This window comes from Maritimimonas rapanae, assembly GCF_057837205.1.
Window position 1 is genome coordinate 542,823 of record NZ_JBYQFI010000002.1, and the last position, 19,475, is coordinate 562,297.

General features: G+C 33.4%; 16 protein-coding genes. 7 read left to right on the forward strand and 9 right to left on the reverse strand.

All coding sequences use genetic code 11. From position 1 onward, the window contains the following. Positions 1-51: 51 nt before the first annotated feature. Positions 52-1,824, reverse strand: coding sequence for a 1-deoxy-D-xylulose-5-phosphate synthase (dxs, locus tag AC3IF2_RS12525; RefSeq protein WP_489167781.1), 1,773 nt, complete (start codon positions 1,822-1,824; stop codon positions 52-54). A gap of 49 nt (positions 1,825-1,873) precedes the next feature. On the opposite strand from dxs, the gene AC3IF2_RS12530 reads away from it, so the two are divergent. Then, positions 1,874-2,323, forward strand: coding sequence for a nucleoside deaminase (locus AC3IF2_RS12530; protein WP_489167783.1), 450 nt, complete (start codon positions 1,874-1,876; stop codon positions 2,321-2,323). Here the strand turns inward: AC3IF2_RS12530 and AC3IF2_RS12535 are convergent. After that, entirely contained in the window at positions 2,320-2,565 is a 246-nt protein-coding gene (locus AC3IF2_RS12535) for a hypothetical protein (protein WP_489167785.1), read from the reverse strand. The two genes, AC3IF2_RS12530 and AC3IF2_RS12535, sit on opposite strands and share 4 nt — an antisense overlap. Positions 2,566-2,689: 124 nt before the next feature. Between AC3IF2_RS12535 and glpQ the strand changes: the two genes are divergently transcribed. Then, positions 2,690-3,649, forward strand: coding sequence for a glycerophosphodiester phosphodiesterase (gene glpQ / locus AC3IF2_RS12540; protein ID WP_489167787.1), 960 nt, complete (start codon positions 2,690-2,692; stop codon positions 3,647-3,649). 6 nt (positions 3,650-3,655) lie between these two features. Here glpQ and AC3IF2_RS12545 read toward each other — a convergent pair whose 3' ends face one another. The 3 genes from AC3IF2_RS12545 to aspS are packed head-to-tail and all read right to left on the reverse strand — an operon-like array spanning position 3,656 to position 8,742. Further along, a complete protein-coding gene (locus AC3IF2_RS12545) occupies positions 3,656-5,440 on the reverse strand; it encodes a chloride channel protein (RefSeq protein WP_489167789.1) in 1,785 nt (594 codons plus the stop codon). Positions 5,441-5,458: 18 nt separating this feature from the next. Continuing rightward, positions 5,459-6,946: a hypothetical protein gene (locus tag AC3IF2_RS12550; RefSeq protein ID WP_489167791.1), complete on the reverse strand. Its 1,488-nt coding sequence runs from the start codon at positions 6,944-6,946 to the stop codon at positions 5,459-5,461. A gap of 41 nt (positions 6,947-6,987) precedes the next feature. Then, positions 6,988-8,742 carry an aspartate--tRNA ligase gene (gene aspS, locus AC3IF2_RS12555; RefSeq protein WP_489167792.1) on the reverse strand — a complete coding sequence of 585 codons (1,755 nt, stop codon included), beginning with the start codon at positions 8,740-8,742 and terminating at the stop codon, positions 6,988-6,990. 73 nt (positions 8,743-8,815) lie between these two features. On the opposite strand from aspS, the gene rsmI reads away from it, so the two are divergent. Next, a complete protein-coding gene (rsmI, locus tag AC3IF2_RS12560) occupies positions 8,816-9,487 on the forward strand; it encodes a 16S rRNA (cytidine(1402)-2'-O)-methyltransferase (RefSeq protein ID WP_489167794.1) in 672 nt (223 codons plus the stop codon). Further along, positions 9,488-10,057, forward strand: a complete 570-nt coding sequence (locus tag AC3IF2_RS12565; protein ID WP_489167795.1) for a uracil-DNA glycosylase family protein — start codon at positions 9,488-9,490, stop codon at positions 10,055-10,057. A gap of 34 nt (positions 10,058-10,091) precedes the next feature. Here AC3IF2_RS12565 and AC3IF2_RS12570 read toward each other — a convergent pair whose 3' ends face one another. Then, positions 10,092-11,636 carry a M20/M25/M40 family metallo-hydrolase gene (locus AC3IF2_RS12570; protein WP_489167797.1) on the reverse strand — a complete coding sequence of 515 codons (1,545 nt, stop codon included), beginning with the start codon at positions 11,634-11,636 and terminating at the stop codon, positions 10,092-10,094. An 18-nt stretch (positions 11,637-11,654) separates the two neighbouring features. Beyond that, a complete protein-coding gene (locus tag AC3IF2_RS12575; RefSeq protein WP_489167799.1) occupies positions 11,655-12,245 on the reverse strand; it encodes a carboxymuconolactone decarboxylase family protein in 591 nt (196 codons plus the stop codon). A gap of 72 nt (positions 12,246-12,317) precedes the next feature. Here AC3IF2_RS12575 and AC3IF2_RS12580 point away from each other — a divergent pair, with 72 nt between their 5' ends. From AC3IF2_RS12580 to AC3IF2_RS12590, 3 genes are read left to right on the forward strand one after another with little or no spacing between them, the layout of a single operon-like run. Then, a complete protein-coding gene (locus AC3IF2_RS12580) occupies positions 12,318-13,328 on the forward strand; it encodes a dipeptide epimerase (protein WP_489167801.1) in 1,011 nt (336 codons plus the stop codon). Positions 13,329-13,331: 3 nt separating this feature from the next. Further along, positions 13,332-14,360 carry an aminotransferase class I/II-fold pyridoxal phosphate-dependent enzyme gene (locus AC3IF2_RS12585; RefSeq protein WP_489167802.1) on the forward strand — a complete coding sequence of 343 codons (1,029 nt, stop codon included), beginning with the start codon at positions 13,332-13,334 and terminating at the stop codon, positions 14,358-14,360. After that, positions 14,350-14,766, forward strand: a complete 417-nt coding sequence (locus AC3IF2_RS12590; RefSeq protein ID WP_489167803.1) for an OsmC family protein — start codon at positions 14,350-14,352, stop codon at positions 14,764-14,766. The genes AC3IF2_RS12585 and AC3IF2_RS12590 overlap by 11 nt, the downstream gene beginning before the upstream one ends. Positions 14,767-14,808: 42 nt before the next feature. Here AC3IF2_RS12590 and AC3IF2_RS12595 read toward each other — a convergent pair whose 3' ends face one another. Both AC3IF2_RS12595 and AC3IF2_RS12600 read right to left on the reverse strand, forming a co-directional pair. Beyond that, on the reverse strand, positions 14,809-16,293 hold the full coding sequence (locus tag AC3IF2_RS12595; protein ID WP_489167805.1) for a SusD/RagB family nutrient-binding outer membrane lipoprotein: 1,485 nt from the start codon (positions 16,291-16,293) through the stop codon (positions 14,809-14,811). A 10-nt stretch (positions 16,294-16,303) separates the two neighbouring features. Beyond that, a complete protein-coding gene (locus AC3IF2_RS12600; RefSeq protein WP_489167807.1) occupies positions 16,304-19,417 on the reverse strand; it encodes a SusC/RagA family TonB-linked outer membrane protein in 3,114 nt (1,037 codons plus the stop codon). Positions 19,418-19,475: the final 58 nt, after the last annotated feature.

Sequence of the window (19,475 nt, forward strand, 5' to 3'; positions counted from 1 at the left end):
TAATAACTATCAGCTTTATTTTAAGAACACATCTACAGATTTACTATTCGTTTAAATCAATTCTTGAATTCTTTTTATAATATTTTTTTCATCCACACCAATTAAACTAAACAATTCTTCTGTTGATCCGTGTTCTATAAATTTATCTGGTATACCTAGTCTTTTTATGGATGAAGAGTAATTATTTTCTTGAGCAAATTCTAAAATAGCACTCCCAAAACCACCTACAATAGTGCCATCTTCAACAGTTATTATTTTTTTGAATTTACCAAAAACACCGTGTAATAATTTCTTATCTAAAGGTTTTACAAAACGCATATTAAAATGTGCAATTTTTCCCTTTTCTTGGAATGATTCACAAATGTTTATAATCGTATTTCCTATATGCCCTATGCTTAAAATAGCTATTTCTGAACCTTCTTTTATTATTTCTCCTTTGCCAATTTCTATATTTGTAAATTGCTGTTGCCAATCAAGTATAACTCCCCGCCCACGAGGATACCGTATTGCTATTGGAGCATCTAGCCCAAGTTGTGCGGTGTACATAATATTTCTTAATTCCAATTCATTCATCGGGGCAAAAACAATCAAGTTTGGGATGCATCTCAAATACGCAAGATCAAAAACACCATGATGTGTAGCGCCATCTTCACCTACCAAACCAGCTCTATCCAAACAAAAAATAACAGGTAATTTTTGCAAAGCAACATCATGAATTACTTGATCATAAGCACGTTGTAAAAAAGTAGAATAAATATTACAAAAAGGAATTATTCCTTGTGTGGCCATGCCTGCGGCAAAAGTTACTGCGTGCTGTTCAGCAATTCCAACATCAAAAGCTCTGTTGGGAATCTCATCAAGCATAAATTTCATAGAGCTCCCAGTTGGCATAGCAGGTGTAATACCAATAATCTTTTCATTTTTTTTAGCTAATTCTACTAAAGTTAAACCAAATACATCTTGATATTTCTGTGGAAGAGCTTCTGAAGTTTTAGGAATCAATTCACCAGTCTTGGCATCAAATTTCCCAGGAGCATGATATTTCACCTGATCTTCTTCTGCTTTTTGTAAACCTTTCCCTTTGGTGGTGATAACATGTAAGAATTTAGGGCCTTTAATACTTTTTAAACGAGTTAATTCAGTTACAAGAGCATTTAAATCATGCCCATCAATTGGGCCGCTATAGTCAAAATTTAACGCTTTAATTATATTGTGTTTCCGTACTCGTTTGTCTTTTTTAATATTCGTTAAGTATTGCTTTAATGCCCCAACGCTAGGGTCAATACCCATAGCATTATCATTTAAAACAATAAGAATATTAGCATTAGAAACACCTGCGTGGTTCAAGCCTTCAAATGCCATACCGCTAGCTATAGAAGCGTCACCAATAACCGCAATGTGCTGTTTTTCAGTTTCCCCTTTAATAGAGGAAGCAATAGCCATTCCTAAAGTTGCTGAAATAGATGTTGATGAATGCCCAACGCCAAATGCATCATATTCACTTTCATCTCGTTTTGGAAAACCTGAAATACCCTCTAACTGACGATTGGTGTGAAAAATATCTTTTCTACCTGTTAAAATTTTATGCCCATAAGCTTGGTGACCTACATCCCAAACCAACAAATCATTTGGAGTATCAAAAACGTAGTGTAAAGCAATAGTAAGTTCTACTACTCCTAAACTAGCTCCTAAATGCCCTTCTTTTGTGGCAACTACATTGATAATAAAATCACGCAATTCTTTTGCTAATTGCTGAAGTTTATTTGTAGAAAGCCTACGCAGACCTTCAGGATTAATAATCGTATCTAACAAATTTTTAGACATGCTACAAATGTACGAGTTGATATTGTATTTTTATCGAAATTTAAATAGAATGGAGAACCCCTTTGACGACACTTATTTTATGAAACGTGCTTTGCAAGAAGCTGAGCTGGCTTTTGAAAAAAATGAAGTACCAATAGGTGCAGTTATTGTTATCAATGATCAAATCATAGCAAGAGCTCATAATCTTACCGAAATGCTTAATGATGTAACAGCTCATGCTGAAATGCAAGCGTTTACTGCAGCAGCAGATTATTTAGGTGGAAAATATTTAAAAGATTGTACACTCTATGTTACTTTAGAACCATGCCAAATGTGTGCAGGTGCAAGTTATTGGACTCAAATAGGTAAGATTGTTTTTGGCGCAAGTGATACCCTACGTGGATTTCAGCATTATAAAACGCAACTGCATCCAAAGACTAAAGTAGTTGGAGGTGTTTTAGATGAAGAGTGCGGAGACTTAATCAAACGATTTTTTATTCAGAAGCGGAATCTCAACTAAACCTTCTTATCCTCATCAATCTTAAAAGGATTTTTTTTAGTGCCGTCTAGCACATATTTTTTATACTTCCCTAAACGGTGACGATGGTAGATAAATAGTGGCATTAGTATAAAGGAAAGAAATAATATATCTACGCCTATAATAGCGTCTGCTTTCTCATAATCGGTAAAATACTTTAAGTAAAAACCAATAATAAGAGTTGCTAAAAACAGAAAGAATAATATTTTTAATAATAGTTTCATCGACAATTTATTGTCATTTAACATTTAATGTAAAATCTATTTATAGATTCTTCGCTCATTTCATTCATTCAGAATGACATTTATATTACGAAACTACTAAATTTATCAATCTAAAAATTTAGAAATGCGTTTGTATTTAGTTTTAATTGTACTTTTAATTCTCGGATGTCAAAAACCTGTACAGCAACCAATGAAAACAAAGTTGAAATTAGATAAAACTGTTATTGCACACCGTGGAGCATCAGGTTATTTACCAGAACATACGCTAGCTGCCAAAGCTATGGCTTTCGCGATGCATCCTAATTTTATTGAGCAAGATATAGTGTTGAGCAGGGACAATGTTCCGGTAGTAATTCATGATATTTATTTGGACGAGGTTACCGATGTTGCTGAAAAATTTCCTGAGAAAAAAAGAAAAGATGGTCGTTATTATGTAATTGATTTTTTATATGAAGAATTAAAATTATTACAAGTATTTGAACGTTTCGACTCTAAATCGAGTGAGCAAATATATCCGAATCGATTCCCTAAAGGGAATAGCAGTTTTCAACTTCATTCTTTATATGATGAAATAGAATTAATTCAAGGCTTGAATAGAAGTACAGGTAATAATATTGGAATTTATCCTGAAATAAAAGAACCAGCTTTTCATCTAAAAGAGGGAAAAGATATTTCAAAGATTGTTTTAAATGTTTTATCTCTATACGGATATAAAACAAAGGACGATAATTGTATTTTGCAATGTTTCGATTCTATAGAATTAAAACGTATTCGAAAAGAATTAAATAGCGAATTGTTTTTGGTCCAGCTAATTGAATCAAAAAAAGAAGAAGAATTTCTAGAAGAGTATGCAACTTATGCTGATGGCATTGGACCTTGGTATAAAGAGGTTTCACTTAAATTTATTAAAGATGCTCAAAAGCTCGGACTAAAAATTCATGGCTATACTTTTAGAGCTGATGATCTTGACAATTTTAAGGATTTTGACTCACTTCTAAATTTTGGTTTTAATGATCTAAATCTAGACGGAGTTTTCACAGATTATCCTGACAAAGTTGTATCATTTCTGAGATCTCCAAAGTGACATTTATTATGAACTGACTTCAATCAATTTTCTTCGATAAGCAGTTAACATCTTAGATTTAGAAATAAACCCAAGGTATTTATTGTCTTTTACTACAGGTAAGTTCCATGCACCACTATCTTCAAACTTTTTCATAATAGCTTGCATTGCATCCTTTTCATAATAGATAATATTCGGGGCATTTTGCATTAAGGTATTGATAGTTAGTGAATCGTAAAATTTAGCGTCAAACATTATTTTACGAATATCATCTAATAGTAAAACTCCTAAAAATTCATTTTCTTCATTAACTACCGGAAAAATATTACGATTCGATTTTGCTACAGCATTTCTAAGAACTTCACCTAATTTCATTTCTGGGCGTATACTTATAAAGTTGGTCTCAATAATTTTATCAAGATCCATTAGCAGTAAGGTATTTTTATCTTTATCATGTGTTAGTAATTCACCTCGTTCTGCAAGTTCCATTGTATATATAGAGTGAGAAACAAAATACTTAGTAATAGCAAAAGAAATTGCCGCTACTAGCATCAGCGGTACAAAAAGATCATATCCTCCAGTTATCTCGGCAATTAAGAAAATAGCGGTTAAAGGAGCATGCAACACACCAGCCATAAGGCCTGTCATACCGATAAGGGTAAAATTAGATTCTGAAACGTTAAAGCCTAATCCTAGATTATTTATAACCATTGCAACTGCATTACCTAGAGCGCTGCCCATTACTAAAGTAGGTATAAAAACCCCGCCCACGCCGCCAGCGGCGAAAGTTGTTGTCATGGCAATGGCTTTAAAAATGGTAATTCCGATAAGTAATATAATAACAATCCATACATTATTTAAATCAACTCCGAAAGGAGTTTCACCTATAGCTGCTTGTTGATTACCTTCTATTAAATTATTGATCAATCCGTAACCCTCACCAAAAAGAGGTGGAATAAAATAAAGCATAATTCCAATAGCTATGGCGCCAACAATTAACCTTGCTTTAGCAGATTTAAATCGTTTAAAAAAGTTTATAATGATAAAATATATTTTCGAAAAATAAACAGATGCTAACCCAGTGCCTACCCCCAGAATAACATAAAAAAAGATGTCGCTAATTTCAAATTTATCAACAAGTTCAAAACGCAATAAAATATCAGTTCCAGTAAAGAAATAAGAAGTAACAACAGCTGAAACTGACGCTAGTAAAAGCGGTATTAAAGATGCAAAAGCAACATCTAAGCTAAATACTTCTAATGCAAAAATTAAAGCGGCAATAGGAGCCTTAAACATTGATGCCATAGCACCTGCTGAAGCGCAACCAATAAGCAACATTCGAGTCTTAGCATTCATACGAAATAGCTGAGCAACATTAGAACCAAAAGCTGCTCCAGTGCTTACAGCTGGACCTTGCAAACCAACAGATCCACCAAAACCAGCGGTTATTGGTGCAGTAATTAAGTTTGCGAAAATTTTATAACGTTCTATTATTCCACTTTTTTTCGAAATAGCATATAAAGTGGTAGAAATGCCATGGCCAATTTCTTTTTTAAGGAATCTCTTTTTTATAAAATAAACAATTACCAATCCAATAATTGGAAGAATGAAGTATAGAGAAGATTGAAACGATTTAAAGATTTTTAGATCTAAAAGGAGTTGAATATAATGAGTGAAATTCTTTAGTAGAACGGTGCCTATACCTGCTAAAAATCCTACTAGAATACTAAGTATATAAATAAATTGCCTTTCGGGAATATGCTTGTATCGCCAAGCTAAAATTTTATTAAAGAAGGTTTTTGGTTTGGGCATAAACCAAAGGTATAATATTTAAGAATAAATAGTAATTATTAATTCCTCAAAAACAACCCTAAAATCATCTCTTAACAGATCAATATCTTGTTTTCGAGCATTATACTTTCTATTATGTGCACTCAGATCACCATTTCTTTTAATTTTAGGCAAAGCCTCTTTAACATTTCTTGAAACCAAACTTTTAAACTTTTCTTCTTTCTGAATGCAGCTAATTAATCGGCTTAACATGAAATAGTTTCCATTTACATCCACAATTTTCGCTTCAAGTCCAAATTTTTCATATAATTCGATTATTAGAATTTCAGTAATTTTTCTAAGTAGGACAAAACATGCATCATAAGCGTTATTCTTGTAGCAAATGATTACTTGCTTTGCGTTTTTTTCTAAATACCCTCTAGTATTATTAAAAATCTCAAGAGGAAGAAGAACTTTATTTTCTTCATTTATAATTTTTGATGATACTTTTCGCTTATTTCTTGAAGTTAAATTTTCTAAATGGTCAATATGACTTTTAATTCCTTCTGTTTTTCCAGCATCAATGGAATCTATCAGATTGTAATAAATTTCTCTATTTCCTTTTACAAGATTCAAATAAATATTTCGATGATTTATTCCAAACTCTCGATTATATATACCTTTATTTTTTTGTAACTTTTCATTAAACTCTTTTATTCTATTTTGAATAAATTTCTTTTCGTCAATAGTTTTAGTCTTTCTTTCCAAATAGTCCTTATCTAACTCTTTTAAATGTTTTTCTTTAAAAATAGATATTAGTCCTTCTCCAAAATCGAAAAGATTTGTTTTTTGAAAATACTTTTCGAAGTATTTAAAATTTTCATCTATTTCAAAGTACTTAACCCATAATTTTAACCTTTCATATATATCTTCTATTTCATTATATTCCTTGAAAAAAGTAAATAGATTGTTAAGAAACAAAAGAGATCTTTTAGCATTAGTGTTATTTTCATATTCCGAAATAATTTGTATCCAATGATTTATTTTTCTTAAACTGTTATTATATAAGTTAGATTGATAAAAAATGAACATGTGCAGGTCCAGAAATGGACCACCTCTTTCAGCAAGAAAAGTTTGAACAATTGAATGATCAATTTCTTCCTGAAAAACTCTTTTTTTACTAATCCTTTTGTTTTTGACGACTAGCCTTCTATCAATTTCAACATCAAGTGTATTATTGTCTTGTTGCGTATAAATGTATTTTGAACTAGAAGGGGCCTTTGGATATTTTTCCAAATGATAAAAATGATGCAAGTGCTTAAGGAACTCGTCAGAATCTTTTAACGAAGTTTTGTAAAACTCTAAGTCTTCATGTATTAAAAGTATAATATTTTTTAAAGGAAAGTAATAATATTTTTCATTGTATTTTTCAACACAAAAAAGAAATAAATCTTCATGTGTTTTTCCGTAAAAACTGTCACTAGAATTCTGAACAATTTGGATATTACCATTCCAAAGATGTAGAAAATACTTTAATTTTTCTTGCACAGATTAAATATAAAAAAATCCTACAAAAGCAGGATTTAAACTTATGACTTTAAGTTGAGTTTTAAGTTTAACTCACTTAATTGTTCGTCATCTATTGGAGATGGCGCATCTATCATAACATCTCGCCCAGAATTATTTTTAGGGAAAGCAATAAAATCACGAATAGTTTCTTGTCCACCCAAGATAGCAACCAATCTATCCAATCCAAAAGCGATACCACCATGTGGAGGTGCACCATATTCAAAAGCATTCATTAAAAAGCCAAATTGTGCTTTAGCTTCTTCTGGAGTAAAACCTAAATGATCGAACATTAATGCCTGAGTTGCTTTATCATGAATTCTAATAGAACCACCACCTATTTCATTACCATTCAATACTAAATCATACGCATTTGCCCTCACTTTACCAGGATCACTATCTAATAATGGCATATCTTCAGGTTTAGGAGAGGTGAAAGGATGATGCATCGCATGATAACGTTTCGTTTCTTCATCCCATTCTAATAATGGAAAATCTACTACCCATAACGGAGCAAATTCATTTGCTTTACGTAAACCTAAACGTTCTGCTAATTCCATTCTTAGAGAAGATAATTGTGCACGCACCTTAAAAGCTTCACCTGAAAGTACACAAATTAGATCACCAGTTTTTGCACCTGTTTTCTTAGCCCATTTTGCAAGATCGTTTTGGTCATAAAATTTATCTACCGATGATTTATAAGAACCATCTTCGTTACAACGGCAATAAACCATGCCTAAAGCACCAATTTGTGGACGCTTTATCCAATCTATTAACTTGTCGATTTCTTTTCTTGTATAAGAATTCCCTCCAGGGACTGCAATTCCAACTACTAGTTCTGCATTATTAAATACATTAAAGTCTTTATGTTGAGCTACTTCGTTAAGCTCGCCAAATTCCATCCCAAAACGGATATCTGGTTTATCATTACCATACTTTTTAATGGCTTCATCGTAGCTCATTCTAGGAAAATCACCAATTTCTACACTATTAATTTCCTTTAATAAATGACGCGTTAATCCTTCAAAAGCATTTAAGATGTCTTCTTGCTCAACAAAGGCCATTTCGCAATCTATCTGTGTGAATTCAGGCTGCCTATCAGCACGTAAATCTTCATCTCTAAAACATTTCACTATTTGGAAATACTTATCCATACCGCCAACCATTAACAATTGCTTAAAAGTTTGAGGCGACTGGGGTAAGGCATAGAATTGCCCTTCATTCATTCTGCTAGGAACAACAAAATCACGCGCGCCTTCTGGTGTAGATTTAATTAAATAAGGAGTTTCAATCTCAACGAAACTTTGGTTCGAGAGATAATTACGAACCTCTTGAGTTACTTTATGGCGAAATATTAAATTGTCTTTAACAGGATTACGGCGAATATCTAAATAACGATATTGCATACGTAATTCTTCGCCTCCATCAGTCTCATCTTCAATTGTAAAAGGAGGAGTCACAGATTTATTTAATACATGTAATTCAGAAACCAGAATTTCTACTTCACCAGTAGGAATATTAGGGTTTTTCGATTGACGTTCAATAACCTCACCTTTCACTTGAATCACGAATTCTCGACCTAATTCTTTTGCATTTTCAAATAATGATTTGTTTGTACGTTCTTCATCAAGAATCAATTGTGTAATCCCATAACGATCACGTAGATCTATCCAGACCATAAACCCTTTATCACGTATTTTTTGTACCCAACCAGATAAAGCTACATTTTCACCAACATTTGCGATACGCAATTCACCATTAGTATGTGTTCTATACATTATTCCTTTTTTAGGATGCGCAAATTTAGTGATTAAAGACTTGTTGTAAAAGATAGTTTCTATATTTGTTTTAATGAGTAAACTCTATATAGTTCCTACACCAATTGGTAATTTAGAAGACATGACCTTTCGTGCCATTAAGGTCTTAAAAGAAGTAGATGCTATTTTAGCTGAAGACACACGTACCTCTGGAAAATTGCTCAAACATTTTGAAATTGAAACACGTATGCAAAGCCACCATATGCACAATGAGCACAAAATGGTGAACAGGTTATTAGAACGGATAAAATCTGGTGAGACAATAGCTTTAATTTCGGATGCTGGGACACCTGCAATTTCAGATCCTGGTTTCTTATTAACTAGAGCGTGTGTTGAGAATAATATTGAAGTAGAATGTTTACCAGGTGCAACTGCTTTTGTGCCGGCTTTAGTAAATAGTGGTTTGCCAAATGATAAATTTGTGTTTGAGGGATTTTTGCCTGTAAAAAAAGGCAGGCAAACTCGACTAAAATTACTTTCTGAAGAAACACGAACCATGATCTTTTATGAGAGCCCGCACAAATTAGTGAAAACTTTAACCCAATTTGTTGAATATTTTGGTGAAGAAAGACAAATTTCAGTATCTCGTGAACTAACTAAATTATATGAAGAAACTATAAGAGGAACAAGTAAACAAGTATTAGCTCATTTCGAACAAAAGCCACCTAAAGGTGAAATTGTAATTGTTACCGCAGGTAAAAAATAAATGCAAAAACTTCTAAGCGACATAAAAAACTGCACCATTTGTGCCGAGCATTTAGAACTCGGGCCACGACCTGTTGTTAAAGCACACAAAGATGCTAAGGTTGTAATTATTGGTCAGGCACCAGGAACTAAAGTGCATGCTTCAGGAATTCCATGGGATGATGCTAGCGGAAGGCAGTTACGTAAATGGATGGATGTGACTGACGACGAATTTTATGATGTAACAAAATTTGCCATTGTACCAATGGGGTTTTGTTATCCTGGCAAAGGGAAGAGTGGCGATCTACCACCAAGAATAGAATGTGCTCCGCAATGGCATCAAGAATTATTTGACCATATGCCCAATTTAGAATTCATAATGCTTATTGGTATGTATGCACAGAATTATTATTTAAAAGATAAAACTAAAAAAACACTAACAGAAACCGTTAAAAACTATAAAGAGTATTTGCCTAAATATATGGTACTTCCTCACCCTTCTCCAAGAAATCGATTTTGGCTAACTAAAAATCCTTGGTTTGATGTTGAAGTTATTCCTAAACTTCAAAATAGAATAATTCAATATTTATAAAATAAAAAAACCTCGCATTTGCGAGGTTTTATGTTTAATCCATTCCGCCTAGACGATTTGGTGATCGTTGTTTTGGCCATGTTCTTTGTTTACCTGTCCTAGAATTTATAGGTAACACACTTTTAACTCTTGAAGTTTTCTCGGGGTCTTCACTGGCCATATAGGTTAAAATAGCTGTTAATATTGCATTATTTCTTACATCATCAAAAACAATTTTATCATAAGTGTCTCTATTTGTATGCCATGTATAATTCCAATAAGACCAGTTTAAAGAACTTAAACTAAATGCGGGAGCACCAGCGGCAACAAACGACGCATAATCAGAACCTCCACCTCCAGGAACACCTGGAAAAGTAGTTTCTATGTGTTTTGTAATCTCTTTTGGTACGGCTTCTAGCCAACGACCTAGATAGTCATAAGCATGTAAAAATCCTTGACCTGATAATCTTACAACTCTTCCTGTTCCGTTATCTTGATTAAATGATGCTTGTACACCTTTTACAATTTCTGGATGATCTTCTACAAAAGCTCTTGATCCGTTTAACCCCTGTTCTTCACCTCCCCAATGTCCAACTAAAATAGTGCGTTTTGGGTTTGGGTATATTTTTTTTAAGATTCTCATAGCCTCCATCATTACTAAAGTTCCAGTTCCATTATCTGTTGCTCCAGTACCACCGTCCCAAGAATCAAAATGAGCTGAAAGAATAATGTATTCGTCTGGCTTTTCTGTTCCTTTAATTTCTGCAATTGTATTAAAATTTGGAACTTTTCCTAGTTCTTTAGATTTGGCCACAATTTTGATTTTAGGATTGTCTCCATATTCAACCATTCTATATAACATACCATAATCTTCTAATTCTAAATCGACAGTTGGAATCTTTTTTGTTCTTGAACTAAATATCTTGTTTACACCAAAACCCTTAGACCATCTTGAGGAAACAATGCCAGCTGCTCCGGCATCTTCTAATACCTTTATAATCGTTCTCCCATTATATCCGGTATTCTTCATATTTTCTCTCCAAGCTTCAGATTGGGCTTCACGATCTTTTTTCATTTTTTCAAAAGATTCTTCTGTAGCAAATTCCTCCCAGTTATAATCGGGTCTACCTGTAGGTTGTTTCATAGAAATCATAACAAATTTTCCTTTTACTGAAGGCAACCATTTTTCAAATTGAGCTTGGTTTTCCACCGTTGGGAGTACTACTAATTCGGCAGTAACTCCTTTATCAGAAGTACTGGGGTTCCAAGCTAACTGTGTTCCTTTTAAGGTTTGAATTCTTGGGTATACCATATCAATATGTGTAATGCCGCGTTCCCAGCCACGCCATTCTCCCCATTTTTCATTTTTTGCGGAGATTTCCCAAGATTTATATTTAGTTACCGCCCAATCATTTGCCTGCTTCATTTGCGGTGTACCTACTAATCTTGGACCTATAACATCCATTAATTCGTGTCCTAATTTCTCAAGTTGAGAATTATTATTGGCTTCATTGATAATGCCTTCAATTACAGGATCTTTTGTTTGAGCTGATACTACTGTATTAAGTATAAGAGCTACTAAGAGTACTAATTTTTTCATGTGAATTTACTTCGATGTTTATATGTGTTTTCCTTTATTCCAACCATGTTTTCCTAAATATTGTTCACCGCTTTCTACAGCTCCATCTTCTATAGAAGTACCCATTGAGTCATTCCAACGATTAAGGTAACCAAATAAAGCAATAACGCCTAACATTTCAACTATTTCTCCTTCGCTCCAGTGTTTATGTAAACGTGTTTTAATATCTTCGTTAACCATATTTGGTACGCTAGAAGCTGCAAGTGAAAAGTCTAATGCAGCTCGTTCTGCATCATTAAAGGCAGAATGCGTTCTATATTCCCAGATATTATCTAACTGTTCTTGTTCTGCTCCATAACGTTCTGCAGCGCGAATAGCATGTGCCTGACAATAACGACATCCAGTAGCGTTACTACTCACCCAAGCAATCATTCGCTTTAATGCAGAAGTAACACGTCCATGATTTGCCATTACGGCCTTATTTAGATTAATAAATGCTTTAGAAATTTCTGGCCTACGTTGCATGGTCAATACTGAATTCGGGCAAAAACCTAAGGTTTCATTGTAAAAATCAGCTAGTTTCTTGGTTTCGACATCATGGTTCGGATCTAAAGGAGTTACTAAAGGCATAATTTAAGTTTAAATGAATTTCAAAGATATAATTTTAGTATTTTTAATCATAGTTAATTTAGAGCGATTGTTATGGAAATATTACTTAAAGAATTTGATCTCAAACTCAAGCATACTTTTACTATTTCTCGTGAATCACATGATGTACAAACCACATTGATTGTAGAATTAAAAGATGGGAGTTTTTCGGGTTTTGGTGAGGCAACTTCCAACCCGTATTATGGTATGACCATTGATAAAATGAAGCAAGCTATTTTAGAGGTTACAGAAAAGATAACAGCTAATAACACGCTGTCGCCAGAAGAATTTTGGAAAAAATTGTATCCTTATTTTAAGGAAACTATGTTTGCTTTATGTGCTTTAGACTTGGCATATAATGATTTGTATACTCAAAAATTAGGTAAAAAATTATATGAATACTGGGGTTTATCAATAGAAAACAAACCAAAAACAAATTATACAATAGGTATTGATAGCATTGAAAAAATGGTTGCCAAGCTTAAAGAGAAACCTTGGCCTATTTATAAAATTAAATTAGGTACGACCAACGATCTAGAAATCATCAAAGAATTACGAAGGCATACCAATGCGGTATTTCGAGTCGATGCAAATTGTGGATGGTCGGTTGAGGAAACAATTAAAAACTCAGTAGAGCTCAAAAAATTGGGTGTAGAATTTATAGAACAGCCACTTAAAGAGGATAATTGGAGTGGTCATAAAGAAGTGTTTCAGAATTCAGTTTTACCAATTATTGCTGATGAAAGTTGCCAAACAGAAGAGGATGTTGAGAAGTGTCACCAATATTTTCATGGTGTAAATGTAAAATTGGTAAAATGTGGAGGGTTGACCCCAGGTAAACGTATGCTCGAAAAAGCAAATAGTTTAGGGATGAAAACCATGGTTGGTTGTATGACCGAATCTTCAATTGGTATTTCAGCAATAGCACATTTACTGCCATTGTTAGATTATGTTGATATGGATGGTGCTATTTTATTGTCTGAAGATATTGCAGGTGGCGTTACCATTAAGGATGGAGTTATCAACTATACCAATAGAAAAGGTATTGGAGCCGTACTTATTTAAAATATGTTCGTTAACAAATTTCCAGATAGGATAATTACTATAAATGGTAAAAGCTATTTGTATTTCGGAGGCACGTCGTATTTAGGTATGTCAACGAATAGCAACTTCCAAGCGATTTTATGCAAGAATATTCAAAAATGGGGATCTTTTTATGGAAGTTCTCGTAATGCAAATGTCCAATTGAGTATTTATGATGAGTTTGAAAATTATTTTTCTGATTTTGTAGAATCCGAATCTTCTCTGTCTGTTTCTTCAGGTACCTTAGCAGGAAAGCTTGTTCTAGAAGTATTATTAGAAAATGAGAATACATTTTTTCATTATCCTAAAACACACCCTGCAATAATAGGGTACAACAGTAAACCTTTGTTTAATAATAAAAAGTTAAATGCTAAAATTGTAGACGGTAAGATTAATAATATTGTTATAACATTAGATGCAATGCTTTCAGGAGAAGTAACTCCAACAAGCTTTGACTTTTTGGATGATATTCCTAAAGAGATAAAAGTAACCTTGGTTGTTGATGAATCTCATACATTGGGATTACTAGGGGAAAAGGGCAACGGAATTTTTTCTGGCATAAAAAGTAAGAATATTTATAGAAAGATTATGATATCATCACTTGGTAAAGCCTTAGGGTTAGCAGGAGGTGTCATTGCGTCTGATGAAGCCTTTATCGAAAAGCTGAAGAAGTCATCAACATTTACTTCCTCTTCGGGAGCTAGCCCCGCTTATTTAAATACATACTTAGAATCAACAAGATTATATCAGGATCAAAGGATTAAGCTTAAAGAGAATTTACTTTCTATTGAAGATGATCTCGAAAAAAAAGAAATGTATAAATTCAATAGTAATTATCCGGTAATTTATATTAAGAATGATGCTATTTTTACAAAACTTTTAGAAAAGGGCATTGTAATCACTAGCTTTAAATATCCGACATATCAAAAACGTATGAATAGGGTGGTAATTACGTCTAATCACACTAAAGAGGATTTAACAATTTTAATAAACGTACTTAATAATGACAAATAAAATAAATACAGTTTGGAAAAACGGAATGTTACTAGAATCTGAAAATCCAACAGGAAATAAAATATTGATAAACGATGGAAGTCCTTCTGATAATAAGGTCTATACACCTAAAGCTTTGATGTTATCTGCTCTAGCAGGGTGTTCGGGTTTAGACATTGCTTCTTTATTGAAAAAAATGCGTGTTGAGGTATCTGATTTTAATATAGATATAGAAGCAGAATTAACTGAAGAACATCCTAAATACTATCATAATGTAGCTATGAATTTTCACTTCTATGGAAATAACCTTGATGAAAAAAAGCTAAAAAAAATTGTCAATCTTTCAATTGATAAATATTGTGGTGTAATGGCCATGTTCAGAAAATTTTCTGATGTAACAGTAAATATTTATTTTCATAAAAAATAAAAACTCGACAAATGTCGAGTTTTTATAACGTTATTATAAAATCTATTGATCCCACCAAACGGGTGTTGTTATCGTTTGCATTACTGCATTTACATTTTCACTATTTGTAATTTCTTCAGAAGATGGATATTGTACTCTTCTCACCCATAATCCATTATTATCTGGATCGACCAATGCAGGTAATTCAAGGTCTTTAAATACATCTTGAGAAAAATCGTAACGACGATAATCAACAAAAGATTCTGAATTAAGAAATAGAGTGATAAGTTTTTCCCTCATAATATTATGTAACATCAAACTTCCTTCACCAATATCAATTGAAGCATCGTTTAAATATGCACTTTTTAATGCACCATCTACCCCTAGTTTATTCATATTTGCATCAACTCCATCAATATAAGCTTGATAAGCAGCGCTAGTTGAACCAGCACTAGTACTATTACCTCCGTTTGCTAAAAATTCAGCTTCTGCCTTAATAAACAAAGCTTCAGCATAAGAAATAATTACAATTGGTGAATCAGCAGAGGAGTAAAATCCTTGATCTGCAAACTGAGCGTTGGCACTACCGCCATCTGCATCAACACCTCCACTTCCATTAACGCCACCTCTATAATCTGGATCACTGTTTTTATCAGCATAAATAGGTAATCTAGGATCAATATTTATGTTATTGAATGGATATGTTTTACCATTCATAGAACTAACTAACTGATCAGATAATAAGAATGAAAAATTACCTGTATTACTAGCTAATACCACATTAGTATGCCAAGGATTTAAATTTCTTTCATTATAATTTAACTGCATATCATCACTATTTGAAGTAAACCCATTAGCTAAATTTGCCAATGCCGCTGATGCTGCGCTCGTACCATTTCGTTTAGTTAGATGTAGTTCATAACGAGCTTTTAGTGTATAAGCTGCTCTAGCCCATTTTTCTAAATCTCCACCATATAATAAATCATCGTTGCCTGGTTGATCAGGAGATGAATCTATTGCTTCTAGGTCTGTGATTGCATCAGATAACAAACTTTGAATTACGGTATAAATACTTTCTTGTGAATCGAAAGTAGGTGTTAAATTTTCTTCAGACAGAAAGGCTTCTGAGTATGGAATATCACCCCAACTATCTGTTGCTAGACCTAAATTTACAGCAATTAAAACACGAGAAATTCCTCTATAATGCAATGCATTTTCGACTGTTGCTCTATTTTCGATTACTTTTAAATTTGATACAGCCCTAAGGTATATCTCATTCCATGCGCCAGATAAAGTGGTTTCAAAGTGAGAGTCTACGCCTTCTTCAAAAAACGAAGCAATTTGTTGACTGTAAAGACACATAGCAGTTGAAGCAATATATTGAGCATTTACGGTATGAAATATTGCTGTTGGTAAAATCTCTTTGAATCCAAGTTGATCTAAATCAGCAGCATTAGTAGGTCTGTCTACGTCAAAGTAGTCATCACTGCAGCTGTAAGGAGTGGTAACTAAAATGATTATTACTATTATTTTAATTAAATTTTTCATGCCTAATATTTTAAAATCCTAATTTTAATCCTACAGTATAATTCTCAGTCAGCGGAATATTTAATCCGGTAAATCCATACGTATTACTACCAGCGCTAAATTGATTTCCTTCAGGATCAAAACCTCTAAAAGGCGTCCATATCAAAATATTGTTTGCACTTATAGTTAGGGAAGCATTGTCTATTTTTATTTTGCCGAGTAAACTTTGAGGTATATTATATGATAAAGAAATATTTCTCAGTTTCACCCAGTCAGTATCTTGAACCAATATTTCTGAAGCCCTATTATACCTAGTAGAACTTCTATAATAACCCTCGTCTATAGTGGTAGGAATAGTATTTGGTACAAATCCACCATTTCCATCATCCATGACTCCATCAAGAACTACTTCTGCGTCACGAAGTTCTGTAATTTGTAAGATACCGTTTCTGATTCCATTTCTTTGCCCAGAATCATAGGCTTGCCCCCCTTTTTTATACTCTAATAAAAATTGAAAATTGAAATTTTTATAGCTAATAGAGTTGTTAATTGAACCTACCCAATCTGGAAATGCATTACCAACCACTTTTCTTTCTGACAAATCGACTCTTGGCCTTCCATCATCACCAATATAACGTTGACCATTTTCATAACGCCAAGTCCAGCCATATAACGTTCCTAATTTATCCCCCTCTTTTACCTGAGATAGAACGCCTGCAAAACCTGCGTTAGCAAAAATAACTGCTGGGATCTCTTCTGGGAGTGATACTACTTCTGTCTCACTAGTAGACCAATTTAAAGTGGAAGACCAGCTGAAGTTTTCATTTCTAATAATATCTGCATTAATCAATAATTCATGACCAAACCCTTCTAGATCACCAGCATTTGTGGTAAGTCTAGATAATGAAGTAGATGGTGCAGTACCAATACCAAAAATTAAGTTTTTAACTTTGGTATTATAATAAGTATAATCTAAACGGACTCTATTTTTTAAGAACCTTAGGTCTAAGCCAATTTCAAAAGTGTTATTTTTTTCTGGTTCAATATCTGTATCTCCTGCACTGGTATCTTGCAAAAACCCACCTATTCCATTAAATGGAAAACTTCCATCAGGAGAGAAAAAGCGCCCATTATCTCCTGGATTGGGTGTTTTACCAACTTGAGCCCAACTGGTTCTAAATTTAGCAAATGATAAAAAATTATCGTCGGGGTCAATCAAGTCATTAAACAGATAAGATAAGCTGACTGAAGGATAGAAAAAAGAACGATTTTTCTTTGGTAATGTTGAAACCCAGTCATTACGCCCCGTAATTGATAAAAAGAGTTTATCTAAGTATTCAAATCTTAAATCGGCATAAACACCCATATTTCGCTCTTGAACTATTTCGCTAAATGCAAATAGGTTTGTGGTGTTGCCAAGACTATTAATTGTAGGCACATTTAAACCTTCTCCCCGTATTCTGTCATATGAACGTTCGGTATCTATTATTTGATGCCCTAAAGTAAGTGATGATGTTAAATCTTCAGAAATATCTTTAGAAAGAGTTACCAATAAATTCGATTCTAATCCTGTAAAACGAATATTCTCATTAACTATAAACCCCCCTACTTGGGTACCTACATCTAGATCTGGAGCCACAAATCTATTTCTTCGATCAGAATAATTATCTATTTGAGCTCTGTAAGAAATGTTTAACCATTCTTTAGGTGCCCAGTTTAATTGTAAATTACCCACCCATCTATCTACATCATCTAATAAATTACTTATTTCTGCAAAATATCTAGGGTTATCTACTATACCTGAAATAAAATTCCGTTGTGTTCCGTCAGGATTTATATAATCGTTTACTGGTAATGACGGAGACCAAAAACTCAAGGCACTCATAATTGATTTATCACCACTATTAGATCTTTTACCTCCAGACGCTGTATACGCAACAGAACCATCTATATTAAAGTTATCAGTGATTTTATAATCAGCCCGTATTCTAAAAGTTGTTCTATCATAATCAGTATTAGGAATAATCCCTTTATCTTGACTATTAGAGGCTGATAAATAATAATTCATTTTCTCGGTAGCTCCACTTACATTTATATTGGTCTGTAAGTTTGAACCTGTCTTAAAAAACTCATCATAAAAGTCTCTAAAGAAAATTGTTGGGTCATTATCGTCTGCATAAGCGGGGCCTAAAGTCCAAAAGCTAAAACCAGCGCCGTTAATTAATTCAAATCCTGTGTCAGATTCTGGTGTAAGTGTTATGCGAGCTTCTCCACCACGCCCTTCGCGCCATTTTGATTGTAGTTCGGGTGTTGTTTTTACTTCTCTAAAAGTATAAGCTGTTGAGACATTTACTTTAGCAGCACCTAACTTGCCTTTTTTGGTTGAAATAATTATTGCTCCATTCGAGGCTCTTATTCCATAGAGAGCGGTGGCTGCAGCTCCTTTTAACACTGAATAACTTTCTATATCATCAGGATTGATATCTATCGCTCGATTTGAAAAAGAAAATTGTTCGGCACTACCAGGTGAATTAGAACCATTACTTGGCAGTACATTTCCGGAAAAGGTGTCATTGTTTAGGGCTACACCATCAATAACAATAAGAGGCTGATTGTTTCTACCTGGGTTTACAGAGGTAACACCACGTATTAATATATCAACACCTCCACCGGCAGAACCAGAAGCTCTGTTAATTGATAATCCTGATACCTGACCCTGTAAAGCAGTTAATGCATTAGTCTGACCAGCAACCTGTAACTCATCAGAATTTACTTGCTGGACCGAATATCCTAATGATTTTGTTTCTTTTTCAATACCAAAAGCAGTTATTACTACTTCGTCTAGTGCTTGAGCATCTTCATCGAGAATAACATTGAGTGTAGCACCCGTGACCTGAACCTCTTTAGTTTTATAACCTAAAAAAGAAAAAATAAGTACATCTCCTTGTGAAGTTTCAATCTGATAATTACCGTCAAAATCGGTTGAGGTTCCTGTGTTTGTTCCTTTTACCTGAATATTTACTCCAGGCAACGCGATTCCATTCAAGTCTGTTACTTTACCTTTTACCGATAGAGTCTGTGAAAAAAGTAAACTAACAGATGAGAAGAATAACGCAACTAAAAAAAAGATAGATTTTTTTTTCATAACGTATAAAAAAATGATTAGTGTCCATTAAAGGTACAATTTTATCGCTAATGTTTTC